This window comes from Comamonas sp. 7D-2, from assembly GCF_022749555.1.
GTDB classification, from domain to species: domain Bacteria; phylum Pseudomonadota; class Gammaproteobacteria; order Burkholderiales; family Burkholderiaceae_C; genus Comamonas; species Comamonas thiooxydans.
Genome location: NZ_CP094238.1, coordinates 3537271 through 3556049, shown reverse-complemented (window position 1 = coordinate 3556049; position 18779 = coordinate 3537271). Strand labels below are relative to the sequence as shown.

At 61.7% G+C, this 18779-nt stretch carries 21 protein-coding genes; 5 read left to right on the top strand and 16 right to left on the bottom strand.

Going from position 1 to position 18779, the window contains the following annotated elements; genetic code table 11:
* Window positions 1–125: 125 nt before the first annotated feature.
* Window positions 126–3980 (bottom strand): trifunctional transcriptional regulator/proline dehydrogenase/L-glutamate gamma-semialdehyde dehydrogenase, encoded by a 3855-nt coding sequence (gene putA, locus MPZ60_RS16335; protein ID WP_034356245.1) that lies wholly within the window; start codon window positions 3978–3980, stop codon window positions 126–128.
* A 115-nt stretch (window positions 3981–4095) separates the two neighbouring features.
* Between putA and MPZ60_RS16330 the strand changes: the two genes are divergently transcribed.
* Complete coding sequence (locus MPZ60_RS16330) at window positions 4096–4572, top strand: Lrp/AsnC ligand binding domain-containing protein (protein ID WP_034356242.1); 477 nt, start codon at window positions 4096–4098, stop codon at window positions 4570–4572.
* Window positions 4573–4768: 196 nt separating this feature from the next.
* Window positions 4769–6313, top strand: coding sequence for a PAS domain-containing methyl-accepting chemotaxis protein (locus MPZ60_RS16325; RefSeq protein ID WP_242882044.1), 1545 nt, complete (start codon window positions 4769–4771; stop codon window positions 6311–6313).
* A 108-nt stretch (window positions 6314–6421) separates the two neighbouring features.
* Here MPZ60_RS16325 and MPZ60_RS16320 read toward each other — a convergent pair whose 3' ends face one another.
* Genes MPZ60_RS16320 through MPZ60_RS16305 form a run of 4 tightly spaced genes read right to left on the bottom strand, consistent with a single transcriptional unit; the run spans window position 6422 to window position 8796 of the window.
* Window positions 6422–6898 carry a DUF2269 domain-containing protein gene (locus MPZ60_RS16320; RefSeq protein WP_034358941.1) on the bottom strand — a complete coding sequence of 159 codons (477 nt, stop codon included), beginning with the start codon at window positions 6896–6898 and terminating at the stop codon, window positions 6422–6424.
* Window positions 6895–7332, bottom strand: a complete 438-nt coding sequence (locus MPZ60_RS16315) for a DoxX-like family protein (RefSeq protein ID WP_034358937.1) — start codon at window positions 7330–7332, stop codon at window positions 6895–6897. Before MPZ60_RS16315 ends, MPZ60_RS16320 begins: the two co-directional genes overlap by 4 nt.
* A complete protein-coding gene (locus tag MPZ60_RS16310; protein WP_034358936.1) occupies window positions 7325–8209 on the bottom strand; it encodes an NAD-dependent epimerase/dehydratase family protein in 885 nt (294 codons plus the stop codon). The genes MPZ60_RS16315 and MPZ60_RS16310 overlap by 8 nt, the downstream gene beginning before the upstream one ends.
* A 47-nt stretch (window positions 8210–8256) precedes the next feature.
* Complete coding sequence (locus tag MPZ60_RS16305; protein ID WP_012838998.1) at window positions 8257–8796, bottom strand: GbsR/MarR family transcriptional regulator; 540 nt, start codon at window positions 8794–8796, stop codon at window positions 8257–8259.
* 230 nt (window positions 8797–9026) lie between these two features.
* Here MPZ60_RS16305 and MPZ60_RS16300 point away from each other — a divergent pair, with 230 nt between their 5' ends.
* Both MPZ60_RS16300 and rlmD read left to right on the top strand, forming a co-directional pair.
* Window positions 9027–9338 carry a hypothetical protein gene (locus MPZ60_RS16300; protein ID WP_012838997.1) on the top strand — a complete coding sequence of 104 codons (312 nt, stop codon included), beginning with the start codon at window positions 9027–9029 and terminating at the stop codon, window positions 9336–9338.
* A 152-nt stretch (window positions 9339–9490) separates the two neighbouring features.
* Window positions 9491–10990, top strand: a complete 1500-nt coding sequence (gene rlmD, locus MPZ60_RS16295; protein WP_034358953.1) for a 23S rRNA (uracil(1939)-C(5))-methyltransferase RlmD — start codon at window positions 9491–9493, stop codon at window positions 10988–10990.
* A 36-nt stretch (window positions 10991–11026) separates the two neighbouring features.
* On the opposite strand, the gene MPZ60_RS16290 is transcribed toward rlmD, so the two are convergent.
* From MPZ60_RS16290 to MPZ60_RS16265, 6 genes are all read right to left on the bottom strand, one after another.
* Complete coding sequence (locus MPZ60_RS16290) at window positions 11027–11944, bottom strand: ZIP family metal transporter (protein ID WP_034358935.1); 918 nt, start codon at window positions 11942–11944, stop codon at window positions 11027–11029.
* A gap of 3 nt (window positions 11945–11947) precedes the next feature.
* Entirely contained in the window at window positions 11948–12583 is a 636-nt protein-coding gene (locus MPZ60_RS16285; RefSeq protein WP_034358934.1) for a superoxide dismutase, read from the bottom strand.
* Between the two features lie 31 nt (window positions 12584–12614).
* The gene (locus MPZ60_RS16280; protein WP_034358932.1) at window positions 12615–13130 is read right to left on the bottom strand and encodes a hypothetical protein; all 516 of its coding nucleotides are present in this window, start codon (window positions 13128–13130) and stop codon (window positions 12615–12617) included.
* On the bottom strand, window positions 13127–13627 hold the full coding sequence (locus tag MPZ60_RS16275) for a DUF2325 domain-containing protein (RefSeq protein WP_034358930.1): 501 nt from the start codon (window positions 13625–13627) through the stop codon (window positions 13127–13129). Before MPZ60_RS16275 ends, MPZ60_RS16280 begins: the two co-directional genes overlap by 4 nt.
* Window positions 13628–13937: 310 nt before the next feature.
* Window positions 13938–14291 (bottom strand): hypothetical protein, encoded by a 354-nt coding sequence (locus tag MPZ60_RS16270; protein WP_034358922.1) that lies wholly within the window; start codon window positions 14289–14291, stop codon window positions 13938–13940.
* 145 nt (window positions 14292–14436) lie between these two features.
* Window positions 14437–15129, bottom strand: coding sequence for a Bax inhibitor-1/YccA family protein (locus MPZ60_RS16265; RefSeq protein WP_003053535.1), 693 nt, complete (start codon window positions 15127–15129; stop codon window positions 14437–14439).
* A gap of 192 nt (window positions 15130–15321) precedes the next feature.
* Here MPZ60_RS16265 and MPZ60_RS16260 point away from each other — a divergent pair, with 192 nt between their 5' ends.
* Window positions 15322–15729, top strand: coding sequence for a heme-binding protein (locus MPZ60_RS16260; protein ID WP_003053536.1), 408 nt, complete (start codon window positions 15322–15324; stop codon window positions 15727–15729).
* A gap of 203 nt (window positions 15730–15932) precedes the next feature.
* Here MPZ60_RS16260 and hemP read toward each other — a convergent pair whose 3' ends face one another.
* From hemP to MPZ60_RS16235, 5 genes are all read right to left on the bottom strand, one after another.
* Window positions 15933–16142, bottom strand: a complete 210-nt coding sequence (gene hemP / locus MPZ60_RS16255; RefSeq protein ID WP_003069932.1) for a hemin uptake protein HemP — start codon at window positions 16140–16142, stop codon at window positions 15933–15935.
* 249 nt (window positions 16143–16391) lie between these two features.
* Complete coding sequence (locus tag MPZ60_RS16250; protein ID WP_034358920.1) at window positions 16392–16808, bottom strand: biopolymer transporter ExbD; 417 nt, start codon at window positions 16806–16808, stop codon at window positions 16392–16394.
* Between the two features lie 3 nt (window positions 16809–16811).
* On the bottom strand, window positions 16812–17534 hold the full coding sequence (locus MPZ60_RS16245) for a MotA/TolQ/ExbB proton channel family protein (RefSeq protein WP_003069935.1): 723 nt from the start codon (window positions 17532–17534) through the stop codon (window positions 16812–16814).
* 23 nt (window positions 17535–17557) lie between these two features.
* Complete coding sequence (locus MPZ60_RS16240; RefSeq protein WP_034358917.1) at window positions 17558–18286, bottom strand: energy transducer TonB; 729 nt, start codon at window positions 18284–18286, stop codon at window positions 17558–17560.
* Window positions 18287–18430: 144 nt separating this feature from the next.
* The gene (locus MPZ60_RS16235; protein ID WP_034358951.1) at window positions 18431–18724 is read right to left on the bottom strand and encodes a bacterioferritin-associated ferredoxin; all 294 of its coding nucleotides are present in this window, start codon (window positions 18722–18724) and stop codon (window positions 18431–18433) included.
* Window positions 18725–18779: the final 55 nt, after the last annotated feature.

Below are 18779 nucleotides of genomic sequence, written 5' to 3'. Positions count from 1 at the left end.
ATGGTGAGCATCGGGCGCACAGTGCCAAACAGGCATGGCCTAAGCCGTGGACAGCAAGCAAGGGCCTTGGCGGCCCCGCCGCGAAGTAGAGAGGGGGAAGGCGCAAAGCGCCTCAGGGGGCTTGCCTATTCCAGCGTCATCAATGCCGCATTGCCGCCCGCTGCCGCCGTGTTGTGCGATAGAGCGCGTTCATGCCAGAGTCGCTCCAGCCGGATGGGTTGGCCTGTCACACAGCGTGTGGGCAGTACCAACGGGCCTGGTCGCCTTGCCAAGGCCTGCGCCCAGCGCAGAAATTGGGGGGCGTCGCATTCCAGCAGTGCTGCATCCATGGGCTCGGTTTCTGCAATTTCCTCGACGCTGAGCTCGGCAGGCAGCAGCCGCACATGGAGGCGCAGTGCATCTGGCAGCTTGCCGTGAACTGCGGTGCCTAGCGGGCCGGGTAGCCACAGGGCTTGCGAGCCGCAGGCCAGTGCTGCAGCCAGTTGCAGCAGCAGCATGGTTCTCTCCTGTGCCAGGCACAGTGTGCGCGGCTTGCCAAGCAACTGGTAGAGATTGCGCTCGCCTGTGGGGCCGGGCAGCAGACGCGCGGCATGCAGATCGGGCAGGGCCGATTGCAGGCGCTCGCAATCGTGGCTGACGATGGCCTCACCATGCTGCCTGGCCCAGTGGCCCAGTTGCTGCAAGGCGGTCGCCGCTGCTGCCGTGACGGACGTGGCGCTTGCCTGTGCCTGTAGCTCTCCGGATTGATGCAGCAGCAGACTGAGCAAACGCAGGGGCGAGCCGGGTGTCTGCTGCAGGCGCGGCAGATACAGGGGGCCGCCGGCCTTGGGGCCGGTGCCCGACAGCCCCTCGCCGCCAAAGGGCTGAACACCGACCACGGCCCCCACCATATTGCGATTCACATACAGATTGCCAACATGTGCCGCCTGGGCGACCTGCTGCACGGTTTCGTCGATGCGCGTGTGCAATCCCATGGTCAGGCCGTAGCCCAGGGCATTGATGCGCTCCAGCAACTGCGGCAACTCGCGCCTTTGATAGCGCAGTACATGGAGTACGGGGCCGAAGACTTCGCGCTTGAGCTGATGCAGATCGGGCAGCTCGATCAGCGTGGGCGCCACAAAATGCCCTTGTGCGGCAGTTTCCGGGCTCAGCGGCGATTGATGGATGCGCAGACCCAGAGCCCTGAGTCTGGCGATATGTCGCTCGATACCAGTCTTGGCATCGGCATCGATCACGGGTCCCACATCGGTGGCCAGCTCGGCCGGGTTGCCGCAATGCAGCTCTTGCATGGCACCGCGCAGCATGGCCAGCAGCCGGTCGGCGCAGTCGTTTTGCACGCACAGCAGGCGCAGAGCCGAGCAGCGCTGGCCCGCGCTGTCAAAGGCGGATGCAGCAATGTCCTGCACGGCTTGCTCGACCAGGGCGGATGAGTCGACCAGCATGGCGTTCTGGCCGCCGGTCTCGGCCACCAGCACCACAGGCTGGCCGTCGGGGCGCAGCCTGGCGGCGGTCTGCAGAGCCAGCAGTCGCGCCACCTCGGTGGAGCCGGTGAACAGCACGCCTGCCACGCGCGCATCGGCCACCAGCGCGGCGCCCACGGTCTCGCCCCGGCCGGGCAGCAATTGCAGCACGTCTGGCGCAATGCCGGCCTGATGCAGCAGGCGCACGGCTTCAAGGGCGATCAACGGGGTTTGCTCGGCGGGCTTGGCCAGCACCACATTGCCAGCGCCCAGGGCGGCTGCGACCTGGCCAGTGAAGATGGCCAGTGGAAAATTCCAGGGGCTGATGCAGACCACAGGGCCTATGCCGGGGGCGAGCAGATCCGCATCGGCCTGCCGCAGAATCTGAGCCGCGTAATAGCGCAGAAAGTCCACGGCCTCGCGCACCTCGGACACGGCATTGGCCGCAGTCTTGCCGGCTTCGCGCATCAGCAGGCTCATCAGCGGCTGCATCTGCGTTTCAAAGAGCTCGGCTGCGGTCTGCAGCAGACTGGCGCGCAGCTCGGCCGGGCTGGCTTCCCAGGCGGGCTGGGCCTGTGCGGCCGCCTGCATTGCCTGCTGAATCTGCACAGGCCCGGCATCGCTGACATAGCCCAGCAACTCCTGATGGCTGGCCGGGTTGGTTATGGCTGTGCCGATGGCGTCGGCGGCATGCACGGCATGGACACCCTGGCGAAGTTGTGCGGGCCGGCTTTGCGCAAGCGCTTGAGACAGAGCGCTCAACACCCCGTCATCGCTCAGGTCCAGACCTGAGGAGTTGCGGCGCTGTCCGCCCAGCAGCTCGCGCGGCAGCACTATGCGGGGGTGGGGCAGGCCTATGGCATCGACCGCAATCAATGTCTCGATCCCGGCTCGGGTTAGGGGATTCGGCTGGCCCTCAGCCCAGACTTGGTCTGCAGGGGCTGCTATCAAGTCAGAGATGGGCCAGTCGGGGTTGGCGATGCGGTGCACGAATGAGCTGTTGGCGCCGTTTTCCAGCAGGCGGCGAACCAGATAGGCCAGCAGTGTCTCGTGCGTACCCACGGGAGCATAGATGCGGCAGGGGCGGCGTGCGGCCTTGTCCTCGGCCTCGACCACATGCAGGTAGAGCTGCTCGCCCATGCCGTGCAGGCATTGAAACTCGTAACGTCCGGCGCTGTAGGGCTGGGCACCGGCCAGGGATTCGATGCTGGCCACTGTCTGGGCGTTATGGGTGGCGAATTGCGGGTAGATGGCGCTGGATGCTGCCAGCAGCTTGCGAGCGCAGGCAATATAGGCCACATCGGTGTGGTGCTTGCGGGTGTAGACCGGGTAGTCGCTCAGACCGTCGACCTGGGCGCGCTTGATTTCGCTGTCCCAGTAAGCGCCCTTGACCAGGCGCACCATCAGACGGCGCTCGCTGCGACGTGCCAGGTCGATCAGATAGTCGATCACATAGGGACAACGTTTTTGATAGGCCTGAATCACAAAGCCCAGGCCGTTCCAGCCTGCCAGGCCAGGGGCGTGGGCCAATTGTTCCAGCAGGTCCAGCGACAGCTCCAGGCGGTCGGCTTCTTCGGCGTCGATATTGAGTCCTATGTCGTAGCTGCGTGCCAGCTCGCACAGTTGCAGCACGCGTGGCAGCAGCTCACTCATCACGCGCTGCCATTGCGCGCGGCTGTAGCGCGGGTGCAGGGCGCTGAGCTTGATGGAAATGCCCGGCCGTTCATAGACGCCCTCGCCGCCAGCGGCCTTGCCGATCGCATGAATCGCATTCACATAGGACTGCATGTAGCGCTGCGCATCCTCTGCGGTGAGTGCGGCCTCGCCGAGCATGTCGTAGGAATAGCGAAAGCCTCTGGCCTGCAGTTCGCGAGCGCGCTCCAGAGCCTGGGAAATGGTCTCGCCCATCACAAACTGCTCGCCCATCAGGCGCATGGCCATGTCCACGCCCTTGCGCACAAGCGGCTCGCCGCCCCTGGCTGTGATGCGTTTGAGCGCCGCGAGCAGGCCTGACTCGCTATGCGTATCGACCAGCTTTCCGGTGACCACCAGTCCCCAGGCGGCAGCATTGACAAAGAGCGAGGGGCTCTTGCCCAGATGAGCCTGCCAGTCGCCGCCGCGCAGCTTGTCGCGAATCAGTGCATCACGGGTGGCCGCATCGGGGATGCGCAGCAAGGCTTCGGCCAAGCACATCAGCGCCACGCCTTCCTGCGAGGACAGCGAAAACTCCTGCAGCAGACCTTGCACCAGTCCCTGGCGCCCGGCGCTGGCGGGTTGGGCGCGCAGCTGCTCGACCAACTTTTGCGCATGGGCAGCGACCTGGGCAGCCTCGGCGGGCGGCAGCGTGGCTGCAGGCAGCAGCCGGGCCACGGCATCGGACTCGGCCATGCGGGTGGCGCAACTGATGGCTTGACGCAGTTCATCGGCAGGGCGGCTGGAATCTGGCAGCGCAGTGAAAGTCGGCATGTCTGTGCAGGTGTCGTAGAGCCTGGACGCGAGCGGGTGCGCGGCCTTCACCATGTTCACAGCTGCATTGCAAGCGGCGCGGACGCGGCTGTCTACATAGGGAAAATCATTGCTGGTTTGTCGAAAAATGAATCACTATATTGAGTGAATTAAAAAGAGGAATTCACCAATGATTGATGCTTCAGAAGTGGATATCGACAGGATTGATCGAAAAATACTGGCAATTCTGCAAACCGATGGGCGCATCTCCAATCTGCGCCTGGCAGAGCAGGTGGCGCTGTCGCCCACAGCCGTGCAGGCCCGCGTGGCCCGGCTTACACGCGATGGTTACATCCTGGGCTACGAAGCGCGGCTGAATCCGCAGAAGCTGGGCGTGGGCATGACGGTGTTTGTCGAGGTGCTGCTGGACCGCACCACGCCCCATGTGTTTGACGAGTTCAAGGCCGCCGTGCTGGCTTACCCGGCCATCATGGAGTGCCATATGGTGGCGGGCGGTTTTGACTATCTGCTCAAGACCCGCATGGCCGATATGGCGGCCTACCGTGACTTCGCGGGCCGGGTGCTGTGGCAGCTTCCGGGCGTGCGCGAGACCAGAACCTATGCGGTGATGGAGGAGATCAAGGATGATGCGCGGCTGCCTTTGTAGGAGAAAAGCGCGTTTGCATGAGGGGTTCAGGACTCTGTATCTGCGTTGACGCAGGCTAGCAACAACTGCTTTTTCAGGAATAGATGGGCCGCAAAAAACATGTAAATAATTGATACACACAGAGGTGGTTGCCGCAGTGAAGGCTGCGGCACAAGCTGTGCAGTTTTTCTCGATTAATGACCAAAAAGCGGCATCTATGAGAGTCAATGCACCAGTGACACAGCGGGAGTACAGCTTTGATGAGCACGCGACTCTGATGTCCACCACGGACACGGAGAGCTACATCAAATATGCCAATCAGGCGTTCATGGAGGTCAGCGGCTTCGAGCCGCAAGAGATCCTCGGCCAGACGCACAATCTGGTGCGCCACCCGGACATGCCACCGGCCGCTTTTGCCGACATGTGGGCCACCCTCAAAAGCGGCGAGCCCTGGAGCGCACTGGTCAAGAACCGGCGCAAGAACGGGGACCACTACTGGGTTCGGGCCAATGCCATTCCCATCATCCGCAATGACAAGGCCAAGGGCTATATGTCGGTGCGTACCCAGCCTGAGCGCAAAGAGGTCGAGGCGGCGCAAAAGCTGTATGAGTCCATGCACGACAAGGGCGGTTCCGCGCCTGAGCTGCACAAAGGCATAGTCTCCAAGAAGGGGCTGGGGAAGCTGCTGTCGATCTGGCGGCACATGGGGGTGCGCCGGCGCATTCGCCTGAACTCGCTGGCCTTGTGGGCCGCCCTGGTGTTTGGGGCCTGGCTGCTGGGTCAAAGCCAGATGCAGTTTTTGTCGATGGCGGCCTTCATGACGGTGGCCCTGCTGGTGATGACGCTGTTGCTCGAGAGTCAGTTCGCCACGCCGCTGGAGCTGCTCAAGCGTCAGTCGCTGAACGTGGCAACCGGCAACAACCGGCAGACGGAATACTTGCAGCGCTCGGATGAAATCGGCACCACGCTGCGCACGGTCAACCAGATCGGTCTCATGTTCCGCTGGCTGGTGGACGACGTGAACCAGCAGGCGCTCAATGTTCAGCAGGCCTGTAACGAGATCGAGCAGGGCAACAGCTATCTGCACGGGCAGACGGAGCAACTGGCGGTGAATGTGGCCCAGACCTCGGCCTCCATGGAGCAGATCACGGCCAGAGTTCAATCCAGCGCCGATACGGCGCAAAAAGCCGGTGTGCTGGCCAGCGAAGCCAGCGCGGCGGCCTTGCGCGGGGGCCAGTCCATGGATCAGATCGTCTCCACCATGGAGTCGATCACGGCCAACTCCCGCCGCATTGCCGACATCGTCGGCGTGATTGACAGCATTGCCTTTCAGACCAATTTGCTGGCGCTGAATGCGGCCGTGGAGGCTGCCCGCGCGGGCGAGCATGGCAGGGGGTTTGCCGTCGTTGCCGGCGAGGTGAGGGCCCTGGCGCAGCGCAGCGCCGATGCGGCCAAGGAGATCAAGGCGCTGATTCAGGCCAGCACGGCCACCATCGAGGCCGGCTCTCTGGTGGTCAGCGATGCGGGGCGCAACATTGGGGATATCGTCTCCCAGGCCCGCAGCGTGGCGGACTTCATTGCCGAGATCAGCAAGGCCACGCGAGAACAAAGCGAGGAGATCAGCCAGGTCGGGAAGTCGGTGGCGGACATGGACTATCTGACGCAGCAGAACGCGCAGCTGGTGACCCAGGGGGCGCAGGCTTCCAGCAGCATGCAATGGCAGGTGAAGAATCTTGTGGAAGCGATTGGTGTGTTTCGATAGCTGACGAGTCGCAAAAGGTTGAGACGGCATGGCCGCTATCGCTGCAATGAGCGGGCTGCCGTCCTTCCTGATGAGCGAGATGTGGGCGAGCCGATCATGGCAGACGCCTCAACCCCAGAGCTGTGGCTTGTTCACCATCAAATAATAGGTGCCGGCCATGGCCACAAAAGCGGGGTAGCCCAGAGCTTCCCAGCGCAACTGATACTGCCGGAAAAGCGGCGGCAGGGCCTGGCTCTGGCTATGCGCCTGGGTCGCCATCGCCGCCATGCGGATCTGCAGCCAGACCACGGGCAGCCAGCAGATGCCGGCCAGCGCATACAGGCCGAGCGAAAGCGCGAGCCAGGGAGTGGTGAGCGGCCAGCCTGCGAGATAGGCCATGGCAATGCCCGTGACCGGCTGAATGAAGACGCAGGGAGTAGTGAACCACCAGTCGGCCCGCACCACAAGGCGGCTGACCACTGCCTGGGCAGCGACCGAGCCGCTGCGGTTGGCAAAGAACATGTAGAAGGCCGAGCCGAGGCCGGTGCCGACCAGCAGCACGCTGGAGAGGATGTGCAGTGTCTTGAGCAACAGATAGGTATTCATGATTCAAGCCTGTTGTACGAGTGATCTGTTTGCAGCAAGAACCACAGCATGGCGGCGATGGGCAGGTTCTTGAGCAGCGGCCCCAGGGGGTGCAGCCACAGCGTGGGCTGAAGAGCCGTGCCGATCACGGTCATGGCCGTCATCAGCAGCAGGGCGCTCAGGTAGATGGCGCGGCCTGGACGCAGCAGCAAGGCCAGACCCAGAGCCAAATCGGCCAGCAGGCCGGACCAGATGAGCAGTGCCTGCCAGCGTGTATCGCCAATGCCGCCCTGGTCCAGCAAGCGGGCTCCTTCGTGGTTGAGGCCCGAGAGTCCGAGATAGTCCAGTGCGCTGACCAGAGCCGTGCCCAGCCAGACGACGACCAGACTGGCGTGCATGAATTGGGCAGCTTGCTTCTGCGGGTTGGGTCTGCTGCCGTTTTGCAACTCAGGCATGGCGGCGGCCTTCCTTGGGCAAGGTGGCCAGCATGGCATCCGGAGCCACGGGGGGGCGCCCCAGCAGCGAGGCCAGGGTCTGAGGATCGGTGACGTTGTCGTTTTCCAGCAAGGCCATGGTTTCACTGCACCAGGGCAGGGCTGGTATCTGGTCGCCGACTCTGGCACTGCCCTTGCTCATCCAGTCGGGCAGGGCATACACCGATGCCGGGCCGTAACCCATCTGGTTACGCAGGCTGGCGATGAAGGCTTCTGTCGAAAGTGGCTGGGGGCCGCCGATTTCGACGATACCTTCGGAGGTGTCCGATGTCGCCATATGCGCGAGCACTTCGGCGAGGTCGCGCACGGCCACGGGCTGTATCTGGCTGCTGCGCATGAGTTCGGGCAGCAGCAGAACGGGCAGCCTGGCCAGATTCAGGAACAGCTGGCTGCTGGCTCCGCCCGCACCAAAGATGATGCTGGGTCGCACGACAACGGGATGGAGCCCGCCTTGTCTGCCCAGCGCCAGCAGATGCTCGTCGGCCGCGCGCTTGGTGCTTGCGTACTGAGTGCCGCCCTGACCCGCGCCCAGGGCCGAGACCTGCACCACGCGGCGCACGCCGGCCTGGGCACAGGCATCAAACAGCGCGATGGGAGCCAGAGAGTGCAGGGTCTGCAGATCCTGACCGGGCTTGTCGCGCAGAGCGCCGACGGCATTGATGACGGCATCGATGCCCTGCAGATGCTCAAGCCATGCCTCGGCCGTGGTGCAGGCGCCAAAGTCCACAGGCGGCTGGCTGTGGCGGCTGCGCACCACGGGGTCGTGCTCCAGCAGGGCCAGCGCATTCACGATATGTCGGCCCAGAAAGCCTGTGCCGCCGCAGATCAGAACTCGCATACGCTACTCCTTTGCAATTTTCTGCCTTGACAGAATTCAGTTCGGCTTCAATCGTTGCCGCCATCCTTGCCTCGGACAAAGCGCTGGACGCTGGCGCCAAGGCGCAGGATCTTGTCCAGCGTGGCTGGAGACAGGCGCAGCATTTCGTCGGTCCAGATACCCAGCGAATCCATGAGGCGCAGCGTCTCGTGCACGCGGTCCTGGGCATCGGGCGTTTCCTGCTCGAATTCGGGCTGGGCGATCAATTCGCGCAGCAGTGCGCTGGTGGGGTCGAACTCGCGCTGCTTGCGCTCTCGCACAATGGTGCGCAGCAGCTCCCAGACATCGGCCGAGGTCTCGAAATACTCGCGCCGGTCGCCGCTCTTGCGACTGCTGCGAATCAGGTTCCAGTTCAGCAGCTCCTTGAGGCTGTTGCTGACGTTGGAGCGTGCCGCGCCCAGGGTTTCGCAGATTTCGTCGGCATTGAGGGGACGGCCATGAAAGAACAGCAGTGCATGAATTTGCGCCACAGTGCGGTTCACGCCCCAGGCGTTGCCCATATCTCCCCAGTGGTGCACAAAGCGTTCAGCGATAGGACTCAGTTGCATGAGGTGAAGTGTGGTCTTGCTTGAAATTTCTGTCAATACAGAAATTTATATTCGTGCGAATGCCCGAGCGGGGTCCACAAGGTGTTTGTGCAGGCTGTGCGCATAGGGAGCATGGCGGCAAGCAATTTTCTTGCAATGAAGAAATTTCGCATCGACCTGGTCGCTGCGTCGCTACTCGTAAAATAGCCGCATTACAGGGGCATGGAGCCCCGACAGGGAAGGGAGAGTTCATGACCGCTGCATCCGTCCTGCGTGCCGCCTTGGTTCTGTCGGCCTGTGCTGGGGCCCAGGTCGCATCGGCTGCCTGCTATTTTGTCTATGCACCCAATAACGAACTGATCTATCGCTCCAATGTGGCGCCGGTTGACCTGTCTCTGCCCCTGCATCAGACGGTGTCGCAACTCGCCCCCGGAGCCCGCATGTTTTTTTCGCTCGACGAGTACAACTGTGCCACCGAGGTCAACCTGATCGCCGAGCGCGCCCAGATTGCTGCGGCGCGCAATAGCCGCGAGCGCCGGCTGCGTGAAGAGCAACGCTTCTGATTGCATAGCTGTCAGACAAGAGTCGACGGCACATTGGGGCTTGATTTTGCCTTGCAGAGGGCCTATCGGCTGGGCGCGTGATATGGGCGCCCATGCAGTTTTTTGCCGTGGTCGGCTCTCGGGTATGGGGTGGCCTGAGACAATCGGGCACCATGAGTGAATCCCGCGACAACAAAATTCCCGAAAACCTGCCCGAAGTCCCGTCTGATGCCCCGGCGCTGCCCGAGGGCTGGCTGGAAGTGCTGTCCATGGACATGGATGCCCAGGGCGTAGCCCGCAAGCCGGATGGCAAGGTGGTCTTCATCGACGGCGCCCTGACCGGTGAAATCGTCAGCGCCAACACCCATCGCAAGAAGAACAACTGGGAAGCGGCCACGCTGACTGAAATCCACCGAGAGTCCTCGCAGCGCGTGACGCCCGGCTGCCCTAATTTCGGGCTGCATGCCGGCGCCTGCGGTGGCTGCAAGATGCAGCATCTGCATGTGGCGGCCCAGGTCGCCATCAAGCAGCGTGTACTGGAAGACAACCTCTGGCATCTGGCCAAGGTCAAGCCCGAGACGCTGTTGCGCCCCATCGAAGGCCCGGCCTGGGGCTATCGCTTTCGCTCGCGCCTGTCGGTGCGCTATGTGGCCAAGAAGGGCAAGGTGCTGGTGGGCTTCCACGAGCGCAAGAGCCGCTACATCGCGGACATGGAGGTCTGCAAGATTTTGCCGCCCCATGTGGACGCAATGCTCATGCCCATGCGCGCTCTGATCGCCAGCATGGATGCCCGCGAAACCTGTCCTCAGATCGAAGTGGCTTGCGGCGACCATGTCACCGCCCTGGTGCTGCGCCATCTGGAGCCTCTGTCGGATGCCGACAAGCAGCGCCTGCGCGACTTTGCTGCCGAGCAGAACGTCCAGTGGTGGCTGCAGCCCAAGGGTCCGGATACCGTGCACCTGATGGAAGAAGGCGGCACACAGCTGTCCTATGGTCTGCCGGACTTCGGCATCACCATGCCGTTCAAACCCACCGACTTCACCCAGGTCAATCCGCATATCAACCGTGTGCTGGTCACGCGCTCGCTGCGTCTGCTGGATGCGAAAAAGGACGAACGCGTCATCGACTGGTTCTGCGGTCTTGGCAACTTTACGCTGCCCATTGCCACCATGGCGCGCGAGGTGCTGGGCATCGAAGGCTCGGAAACCCTGGTCAAGCGCTCGCACGAGAACTACGCGGGCAACAATGCCACTCGCAGCGAAGACGACAAGCTGGCTCCCACCAGCTTCGTGGCGCGCAATCTGTTCGAGATGACGCCTGCCATGCTGATTGCCGACGGCAACTCCGACAAGTGGCTGGTCGATCCCCCGCGTGAAGGGGCGTTTGCCCTGTCCAAGGCACTGGCCGATATTCACCAGATCCGCATCGGTGCCAAGCAGACCGGTGTGGCCAGCGAAGAGCAGCCTGATTTGCTGCCTCCGCTGCCCGAGGGGCAGGAAAGCTGGCAGTTCCCCAAGCGCATTGTCTATGTGAGCTGCAACCCGGCCACGCTGGCGCGTGATGCAGGCTTGCTGGTGCACCAGGCCGGCTATCGCTGCGTGGCAGCAGGTGTGGTGAACATGTTCCCGCATACGGCGCATGTGGAATCCATGGCCGTTTTCGAGCGCGCATAAGCGAGCATGACCTGAACTGCGCCTGCGCGGCGCAGTTCAGCCGCCAAGGGGCGTATCCAGAATCATCATCAGCACAAAGCCCAGCATGAGTCCCGTGGTGGCCCAGGCTTCATGGCCCTTGCGGTGAGATTCCGGAATGATCTCGTGGCTGATGACAAACAGCATCGCCCCGGCTGCAAAGCCCAGGCCCCAGGGCAGCAGCATGGTGGAGCTGCTGACCACGATGACGCCGATCACGGCTCCCAGAGGCTCGATCAACCCTGTCAGTGCGCCCAGCACTACCGCAAAGCCTCGGGTATAGCCGGCAGCCAGCAAAGAGGCTGCGACGACAAAACCCTCGGGCACGTCCTGTATGGCAATGCCCAGCGTCAGCGAGCTGGCGCGCAGCCCCTCGTTGGCGGCATAGCCCACGCCGATGGCCAGACCTTCGGGCAGGTTGTGAAGGGTGATGGCAATCACAAACAGCCAGGTGCGTCGCAACTGGCGGGCATGGTTGCCTTCACGGCCTTTGATGAAGTGCTCGTGCGGCAGCAGACGGTCCATGGCCAGCAGAGCGGCACCGCCGAGCAAAATGGCGATGCCGATCATGGCGCCGCCCAGCCATTCGCTGCTCCCGCTCGGGGTGGCCGCCCTGGCGGCTTCCAGTCCGGGCAGAATCAATGAAAAGGCGCAAGCGGCCAGCATCACTCCTGCGCCAAAGCCAAACAGCGTGTCCTGTGTGCGCTCCGATGGATGTTGGGTCAGCAGCACAGGCAAAGCGCCCAGGGCGGTCGCCAGCGCCGCCACACTGCCGCCCAGCAGTGCATTCAGTGCTGCGGGATTGCTCTGCAGCTGCTTCCAGACCATGGATGCAAGCACCAGAGCCCCAGCTGCGGAGATCAGCAGCCCGAGCCGGGTTCTGAGCGGCAGGGGCGATTGGCTTGAAGATGCGCTCTGCAGTCCGTCCGGGCCCATGGCTCAGCTCCTGCCAGGCTGGGTGGCGGCAGCGAAGCGGCGCGCCACTTCGTCCCAGTCCACCACGCTGTAGAAAGCAGCGATGTATTCGGGACGGCGGTTCTGGTATTTCAGGTAATAGGCATGTTCCCAGACGTCCAGGCCCAGAATCGGCGTGTTGCTGCTGCCAATGCCTTGCATCAGAGGGCTGTCCTGATTGGCGCTGCTTTCCACATGCAGCTTGCCGCTGCGGTCCACGCTGAGCCAGGCCCAGCCGCTGCCGAAACGGCTGATGGCGGCCTTGGTGAACTCGGTCTTGAAGTTCTCAAAGCCGCCCAGGTCCCTGTCAATGGCTGCCGCAAGAGCGCCCTGCGGCAGGCCACCCCCTTTGGGAGACATGACTTGCCAGAACAAGCTGTGATTGGCATGGCCGCCGCCATTGTTGCGCACGGCCTGGCGAAGCGGCTGAGGCAGCGATTCGATCTTGACGAGCAGATCGTCCAGCGGCCATTGCGCGTATTCGCTGCCTTCGAGCGCCGTGTTGAGGTTGTTGACATAGGTCTGGTGATGCCTGGAGTAGTGAATCTCCATGGTTTGCGCATCGATATGGGGCTCCAGCGCCGCGTAGTCGTAGGCCAGTGGGGGCAGGGTGTAGCTCATGAGTAAAAGCCTTGGCAGTGAGAGAAGGGAGTCAGTGCAGTGATGCATGCACGAACTCGAAGCTGGCAAGGCGAGAGTGCCTGTTGCTGGCGGGGTGAACGACAAGATGGGCGGGTGCTGGGGTGCCGGCACCGGAGGAGGTATGGGGCCGTGCTGCCGCGTGCTCAGCCTGCGCGGCCAGGAGCTGCGGTAAATGACGGTATATCGCCAGACTCAGGGACCGGCTGGTGGAGTCCTGCTGCAGAAATGGCATCAGGGCTTGCTGTGCCTCATGCAGGCATTCAAATGCAGCTCCTGCCCGGTCCGCTTCGACGAGAGCATCTGCCAGATTCAGGTGGGCAACGACATAAGCGGCGATACGGTCATCGTCGGCAATATCGCCGGACTCCGCGACCAGCAACTGCAAGCCAAGCTGTTGTGCATGTCGGTAGTGTCCAAGTGCTGAGAGATGGCGATGCTCCAGCGTTGCGGCCAGCGCCATGCGGGTGTGCTGCTTCCAGGCAGACAGCAAATCTGCAGCCCAGGTTTTTCCTGTGCCGTGGCTCATGGAGCACCCTCGATGCAGGCTTGGGCAGCAACGACCTTTCCGTTCTCTCCCGATGGGTGAATGCGAACCACCCGCAAGGCGGTCGGCTGATCCACCAGCAAGCAGGTCTTGCCGGTGCGCTTGCAGTGATCCTTCACGCGCCAGTAGGCTCCATCGCTGATGCAACCTGTCTGGCAAATCACCAGGTCGGCGGCGTGCAGACTGTCTTCCAGTAGCTGCTGCTCGGACAAGGCCTGGGTGTCGGTATCCTCAACCAAAGGCCAGTCGATGCCGGACACTGTCTGTTCAGCTGTGGGTTGAGGTGTTTCCCGCAGCAGATCCAGTGCCATCGCCTGGGCCAGGGCGTGGCGCTGCTCACGCTCCCAGGCAAGAGCGCTGTCGCGGACAATGACCTTGGCCCTGAGCTGTACGAGCTGCTGCTGGAGTGCTTCGACTTCCCGTGCCAGCGACTGCATCTGTGCCGTGCAGCGGGTCTGCACTTCCGTATAGGTCAGCATGAGGGCCTCATGCTCAAGGCGTATTTGGTTGAAGTCATCATCTGGCACGGCAGTCTTGTCCCCATGGTTGAGAGCACAACAGAACTTGTCGCTGGGATGCGCGTATGTGCGGCTAAGAATGGAATCAATAGTCAATGAATATAAATGAGAATTGTTTGTATTCAAAGTCCGTAAAAGAAATATGACATCCGAAAAGCTTGGCGTGAGAGATGTCGAGCATGAAAAAGGCCGTAGCAGTGTTGCTACGGCCTGTGCGGGCGTTGGCTGGCACTGGCCCGGAACTCATGATCCGGGCCTGGCACAAGCGATTTCAGCTGCGGTTGCGACTGGGGCTGTTTTCTGGCTCCGCAGTGCTGCGCTTTTCGGCTGAGCTCTGACCTAGTACGGAAGGCACGCCTTCGATCTTGTTGGAGCGCATGTATTCATCCATGTCCTTCCAGCCCGCAAACACAAGCGCCTTGGGCGCCTTGGGGTTGAGGACGTAGCAATCCTCCAGCCCGCGCATGGCATGCCTACAGGCACCACCAATGGCCTTGGCTTCGGACTCGCGCGCCACGGTGCGTGGGTCTGGACCCAGGCCCGGAATGTCTTCAATCTTGCAGCCTGCCAGTACCAGAGGCAGCAGGGCAATGGCAAGTGCGCGGGGAAGGTGGTTTGGCTTCATCTTGTCTGCTTATCGGCAGCGGCAGTCGGAAATTTAGGCCATGACTGAAATATCCATCAATGCGATGACCGCGCTTGACGTCAAGGTTACCGGAAACAAAAAGGAGTGCGCAAGGCACTCCTTTCTGCTTGGATGGTGGCGAGGTTTAGTCGCGGTCGCCGCCCATGATACCCAGCAGGGCCAGCAGGCTCTGGAACACGTTGAACAGGTCCAGATACAGGGCCAGGGTGGCGCTGATGTAGTTAGTCTCGCCGCCGTCGATGATCTGCTTGAGGTCATACAGCATGTAGGCGGAGAAGATGCCGATGGCCAGCATGGAGATGGCCATCATGCCAGCCGTGGAGCCCACGAAGACGTTGATGATGGCGCCTACCATCAGCACCAGAGCGCCCACGAACAGGAACTTGCCCATGCCCGACAGGTCGCGCTTGATCACGGTGGCCAGCATGGCCATCACGAAGAACACGCCAGCGGTACCGGCAAAGGCCGTCATGATCAGCTGGGTGCCGTTGGAGAAGCCCAGAATCATGCCGATCAGGCGCGATAGCATCAGGCCCATGAAGAAGGTGAAGGCCAGCAGCACGGGCACGCCAGCGGCGCTGTGCTTGGTCTTTTCGATCGCGAACATGAAGCCGAAGGCGCCGACCATGAACACGATCAGGCCCACGCCGCCAGTCAGCGCGCGAGTCATGCCAGTGGCTACGCCCAGCCAAGCGCCCAGCACGGTGGGGATCAGGCTGAGTGCCAGCAGCCAGTAGGTATTGCGCAAGACACGGTTGCGCTCTTGCTGCGAGACACCGTAGCCCGCAGAGCCCAGTGTGGTGACTTGTTCGTTCATGTAGCCATTCCTCCTTCAGGAATTGTGGGTTGAAACATTGTCATTCTAGGTGGGGGTCTTGAGAAGCCTTTGCAATACCCCGTTGCAATGCGGCAGTTTTAGGATGGAATGTTTTTCACATCGCATCTACTTTTGCCTGCAAAGTACAGAATATGCTTGCTGCATTGACAATCCAACGGAGCTTTTTATCTTATGAAGACCAAGCACGAACTCGAACTGGCCGATGTGAAAGCCATCGCTGCGGCTGCCGAAGCTGAAGCACTGAAGAACAACTGGCCCGTGACGATCTCCATCGTGGACGACGGCGGCCATCTGCTGCTGTTGCAGCGTATGGATGGTGCTGCTCCCATCTCTTCGCATATCGCCCCCGCCAAGGCACGCTCTGCAGCCGTGGGCCGCAAGGACACCAAGGCTTTTGAAGACATGATCAACAATGGCCGTACCGCTTTCCTGAGCGCTCCGTTTGTGGACGGTCTGCTCGAAGGCGGCGTGGCCATCGTCAAGGACGGTCAGGTGCTGGGCGCTGTGGGTGTCTCGGGTGTGAAGGCCAACGAAGACGCACAGGTTGCCAAGGCCGGCATCGCAGCCCTGGGCCTGTAATGGCTTGATTTCTGCCGCTGCAGCGGCAGAGTCCAAAACAAAACCCCTGCCGCTTGATGCGCGCAGGGGTTTTGTTTTGGCGGGTTGCGAATGAGGAAAAAACGCGTGGCTATGTGAAGTGTGAGCACAAGAGAGGGCAGGTGCTCTACAACGACTATGGCTGGCGAATCGACACTTGCGGTGTCGCCCCACGATGAAACGGTTTATTTGGTCAGAATGAGCTTGCCCAGCTTGGTGGCCTGCAGGCGATAAGGAGTGCCGTTGTGCAGGATGGTGACTGCCTTCTGGCCGTTGAGCAGCAGGGCACTGTCCAGGCCCAGGCTGGAGCCGGAAGCGGCTGAGGGGGTTGCAGCAGCCATGGAGGGGGTGCTACGGTTGTTGGGCTGTGAGGTCGCAACAAGCGGTGCAGACATGCCGTGATTCCTTAAGATCAAAAACTGGTGTAATGATAACAATTCTCAATTGAAAAGCAAGTGATACTTAATCTCATTCGCAAAAAACTGCCATTTATTTTTCATGTGGAATCTGTCCAGCCGCATCTGAGGACTTTTGCCTGCGGTCCATCAGCAGTTTGTGCCTGTGCCGGGCGGCTTGAGTGCTGTTTTGATGCAGGTTCCACAATAAAAAACGGCCCCTGAGGGCCGTTTTTTGCAAGCACGGGCTTATTTGGATGGGTCGGTCACAAAGCCTATTTTCTTGACGCCAGCGCGCTGGGCGGCGGCCATGGCCTGGGCCACGCGCTCGTAGCGCACTTCCTTGTCGCCGCGGATATGCAGGTCGGGCTGCGGCTCCTTGACGGCCTCGGTCTGAAGATTGGTCTCCAGTTGCTCATCACTGATTTCCTGGCCGTTCCAGGAATATTTACCGTCGGCCGTGATGCCCAGTTGCACGGTGGCAGGCTTGGTGTCCTCGGGCTGGTTGGTGGCGCGAGGCAGGTCCACGTTGACCGAGTGTTTCATCACGGGCACGGTGATGATGAAGATGATGAGCAGAACCAGCATGACGTCCACCAGAGGCGTCATATTGATCTCGTTCATCACATCATCGCTGTCCCCATCGTCCATGGTTCCGAATGACATGGCTTAGGCGCCTTTCTTCAGGGGCAGCACATTGCCAGAGACCTGGCCGTCCACGGAAACGCGGGCACCGGTCACGAAGTAGGCGTGCACGTCGTGGGCGAAGCTGTTGAGGGCGTTCAAAATGCCCTTGTTGCCACGTACCAGAGCGTTATAGCCCAGCACGGCGGGGATGGCGACGGCCAGGCCCAGAGCGGTCATGATCAGCGCTTCGCCGATGGGGCCGGCCACCTTGTCGATGGATGACTGGCCGGACATGCCGATGGCCACCAGAGCGTGGTAGATGCCCCAGACGGTGCCGAACAGGCCGATGAAGGGGGCGGTCGAGCCCACGGAGGCCAGAATGGCCAGGCCGGATTGCAGGCGGGCCGTGAATTCGTTGATGCCGTTGCGCAGGCAGCGGGTCACCCAGTCGCTGATGTCCAGCGTGTCATGCAGGTGGACGCTGGTCTTGCGGTGGTGGGCGGAGGCTTCACGGCCTTCGAGCACCATGAAGCGGAAGGGGTTCTGCTTGTCGTCACCCAGCTTTTCCAGGCCGGTGGCCAGATCGGGGCTGTGCCAGAAGTCCTGCGCCTGGGTGGCGAACTTCTTGAATTTCACAATATCCAGCGCCTTGAGAATAATGACCAGCCAAGAGGCCACCGACATGACCAGCAAGATGATGGCCACGCCTTTGGTCACGAAGTCGCCCTGTGTCCAGACGTGGGCAATGCCGAATTGGGATTCCATGGGTACTCCTGAGAACTGCAGATTTATTTGAGAACAAAGTTGATGGGCACGATGTGCCACATGGGTTCGGCCACGCCGTTGCGCTTGCCGGGGACAAACTTCCACTGGCGCACGGTGTTGACGGCGGCGTCATCCAGGCGGTCAAACCCGCTGGACTGCTTGATTTCGATTTTCTCGGGCTGGCCCTGCTCGTTGATATAGACGCGCAGCAGCACCTTGCCTTGTTCACCCATGCGCTTGCTGACCGAAGGATAAGCGGGAGCTGGGTTGTTCAGATAGGCTGCATTGCTTGATGGCTGCTCGATCTTGGGCGGAGCTGGTGGTGCCGGAGGCGCAGGCGGAGCCGGAGGTGCCGGGGGCGCGGGTGGTGCCGGCGGTGTCTTGTCCGGTTTGCTGTCGCTGTCCTCCAATGCCCCCTGAGGTGCAGCCGGTGCCGGTGTCGGGTCCTTGATGGCCTTGGGCAGCGGAGCCTTCTTGACCTCGGGCTTGGGCTGCGGTTTGGTCTCGGGCTTGGGCGCTGGCGCCGGAGGCTTGGGTGGAGGGGGAGGGGCCGGCGGGGCAGGTTCGGCAGCCGGCGGTGCCACAAACTGGGCAATCACGCTGGCGGGAATCACTATCTCTGGCAGCTTTTGCTGTGCCAGGCCATGCTGCATGGCCCACAGGGCGGCAGCGTGCACGACAACCACAGCACCAGCAACTGCCATATTGCGGCTCGGGCCGCTGGCAGGTGCAAATCGATCAGACTGGGACATAAGAACGAGAAGAGCAACCAGCGCAGGCTGGGATCAGAAAGGAAAAGCGCTGGTCAACCGGCAATAGCAGGCACAGGAAGCAGGGCACGCAGACAGGATTGCATCATTCACGCAGGATCCACCAGGTGCATACCATCACGAGAATCAGACTGCCAAAGACGGCTGAGAGGACGGAGAGGTGGGCCATGCTTTGCTTTCCAGAATATTGGTGGCAAGCTGAACCGTCTGCACCGACGCGCAGGATTGCGCTTCGTTGTGGATGGCCGCGATCGGATGGCTTGCACTGCACTGGGCGACGACATCACGTGCGCAGCCTTCGCAGCGCCCGCATTGTGTGGCAACACCCAATTCAAACTGGATTTCGTCAAAGCTCATCCCCGCATGCGCGTGGCGTGCTATTTCTCGGTCAGAAACCCGGCGGCATACACAGACGATCATGGCTACAGGCAGTTGTTGCTGGCTATTGATGTAATAGGCGGAGTATAAATGAGAA

What these genes read in the sequence shown, in the direction of transcription:
- putA (WP_034356245.1), bottom strand. Translation starts at nt 3,980, where the DNA reads ATGGTGAAGGCCGCGCACCCGCTCGCGTCCAGGCTCTACGACACCTGC.
- MPZ60_RS16330 (WP_034356242.1), top strand. Translation starts at nt 4,096, where the DNA reads ATGATTGATGCTTCAGAAGTGGATATCGACAGGATTGATCGAAAAATA.
- MPZ60_RS16325 (WP_242882044.1), top strand. Translation starts at nt 4,769, where the DNA reads ATGAGAGTCAATGCACCAGTGACACAGCGGGAGTACAGCTTTGATGAG.
- MPZ60_RS16320 (WP_034358941.1), bottom strand. Translation starts at nt 6,898, where the DNA reads ATGAATACCTATCTGTTGCTCAAGACACTGCACATCCTCTCCAGCGTG.
- MPZ60_RS16315 (WP_034358937.1), bottom strand. Translation starts at nt 7,332, where the DNA reads ATGCCTGAGTTGCAAAACGGCAGCAGACCCAACCCGCAGAAGCAAGCT.
- MPZ60_RS16310 (WP_034358936.1), bottom strand. Translation starts at nt 8,209, where the DNA reads ATGCGAGTTCTGATCTGCGGCGGCACAGGCTTTCTGGGCCGACATATC.
- MPZ60_RS16305 (WP_012838998.1), bottom strand. Translation starts at nt 8,796, where the DNA reads ATGCAACTGAGTCCTATCGCTGAACGCTTTGTGCACCACTGGGGAGAT.
- MPZ60_RS16300 (WP_012838997.1), top strand. Translation starts at nt 9,027, where the DNA reads ATGACCGCTGCATCCGTCCTGCGTGCCGCCTTGGTTCTGTCGGCCTGT.
- rlmD (WP_034358953.1), top strand. Translation starts at nt 9,491, where the DNA reads ATGAGTGAATCCCGCGACAACAAAATTCCCGAAAACCTGCCCGAAGTC.
- MPZ60_RS16290 (WP_034358935.1), bottom strand. Translation starts at nt 11,944, where the DNA reads ATGGGCCCGGACGGACTGCAGAGCGCATCTTCAAGCCAATCGCCCCTG.
- MPZ60_RS16285 (WP_034358934.1), bottom strand. Translation starts at nt 12,583, where the DNA reads ATGAGCTACACCCTGCCCCCACTGGCCTACGACTACGCGGCGCTGGAG.
- MPZ60_RS16280 (WP_034358932.1), bottom strand. Translation starts at nt 13,130, where the DNA reads ATGAGCCACGGCACAGGAAAAACCTGGGCTGCAGATTTGCTGTCTGCC.
- MPZ60_RS16275 (WP_034358930.1), bottom strand. Translation starts at nt 13,627, where the DNA reads ATGCTGACCTATACGGAAGTGCAGACCCGCTGCACGGCACAGATGCAG.
- MPZ60_RS16270 (WP_034358922.1), bottom strand. Translation starts at nt 14,291, where the DNA reads ATGAAGCCAAACCACCTTCCCCGCGCACTTGCCATTGCCCTGCTGCCT.
- MPZ60_RS16265 (WP_003053535.1), bottom strand. Translation starts at nt 15,129, where the DNA reads ATGAACGAACAAGTCACCACACTGGGCTCTGCGGGCTACGGTGTCTCG.
- MPZ60_RS16260 (WP_003053536.1), top strand. Translation starts at nt 15,322, where the DNA reads ATGAAGACCAAGCACGAACTCGAACTGGCCGATGTGAAAGCCATCGCT.
- hemP (WP_003069932.1), bottom strand. Translation starts at nt 16,142, where the DNA reads ATGTCTGCACCGCTTGTTGCGACCTCACAGCCCAACAACCGTAGCACC.
- MPZ60_RS16250 (WP_034358920.1), bottom strand. Translation starts at nt 16,808, where the DNA reads ATGTCATTCGGAACCATGGACGATGGGGACAGCGATGATGTGATGAAC.
- MPZ60_RS16245 (WP_003069935.1), bottom strand. Translation starts at nt 17,534, where the DNA reads ATGGAATCCCAATTCGGCATTGCCCACGTCTGGACACAGGGCGACTTC.
- MPZ60_RS16240 (WP_034358917.1), bottom strand. Translation starts at nt 18,286, where the DNA reads ATGTCCCAGTCTGATCGATTTGCACCTGCCAGCGGCCCGAGCCGCAAT.
- MPZ60_RS16235 (WP_034358951.1), bottom strand. Translation starts at nt 18,724, where the DNA reads ATGATCGTCTGTGTATGCCGCCGGGTTTCTGACCGAGAAATAGCACGC.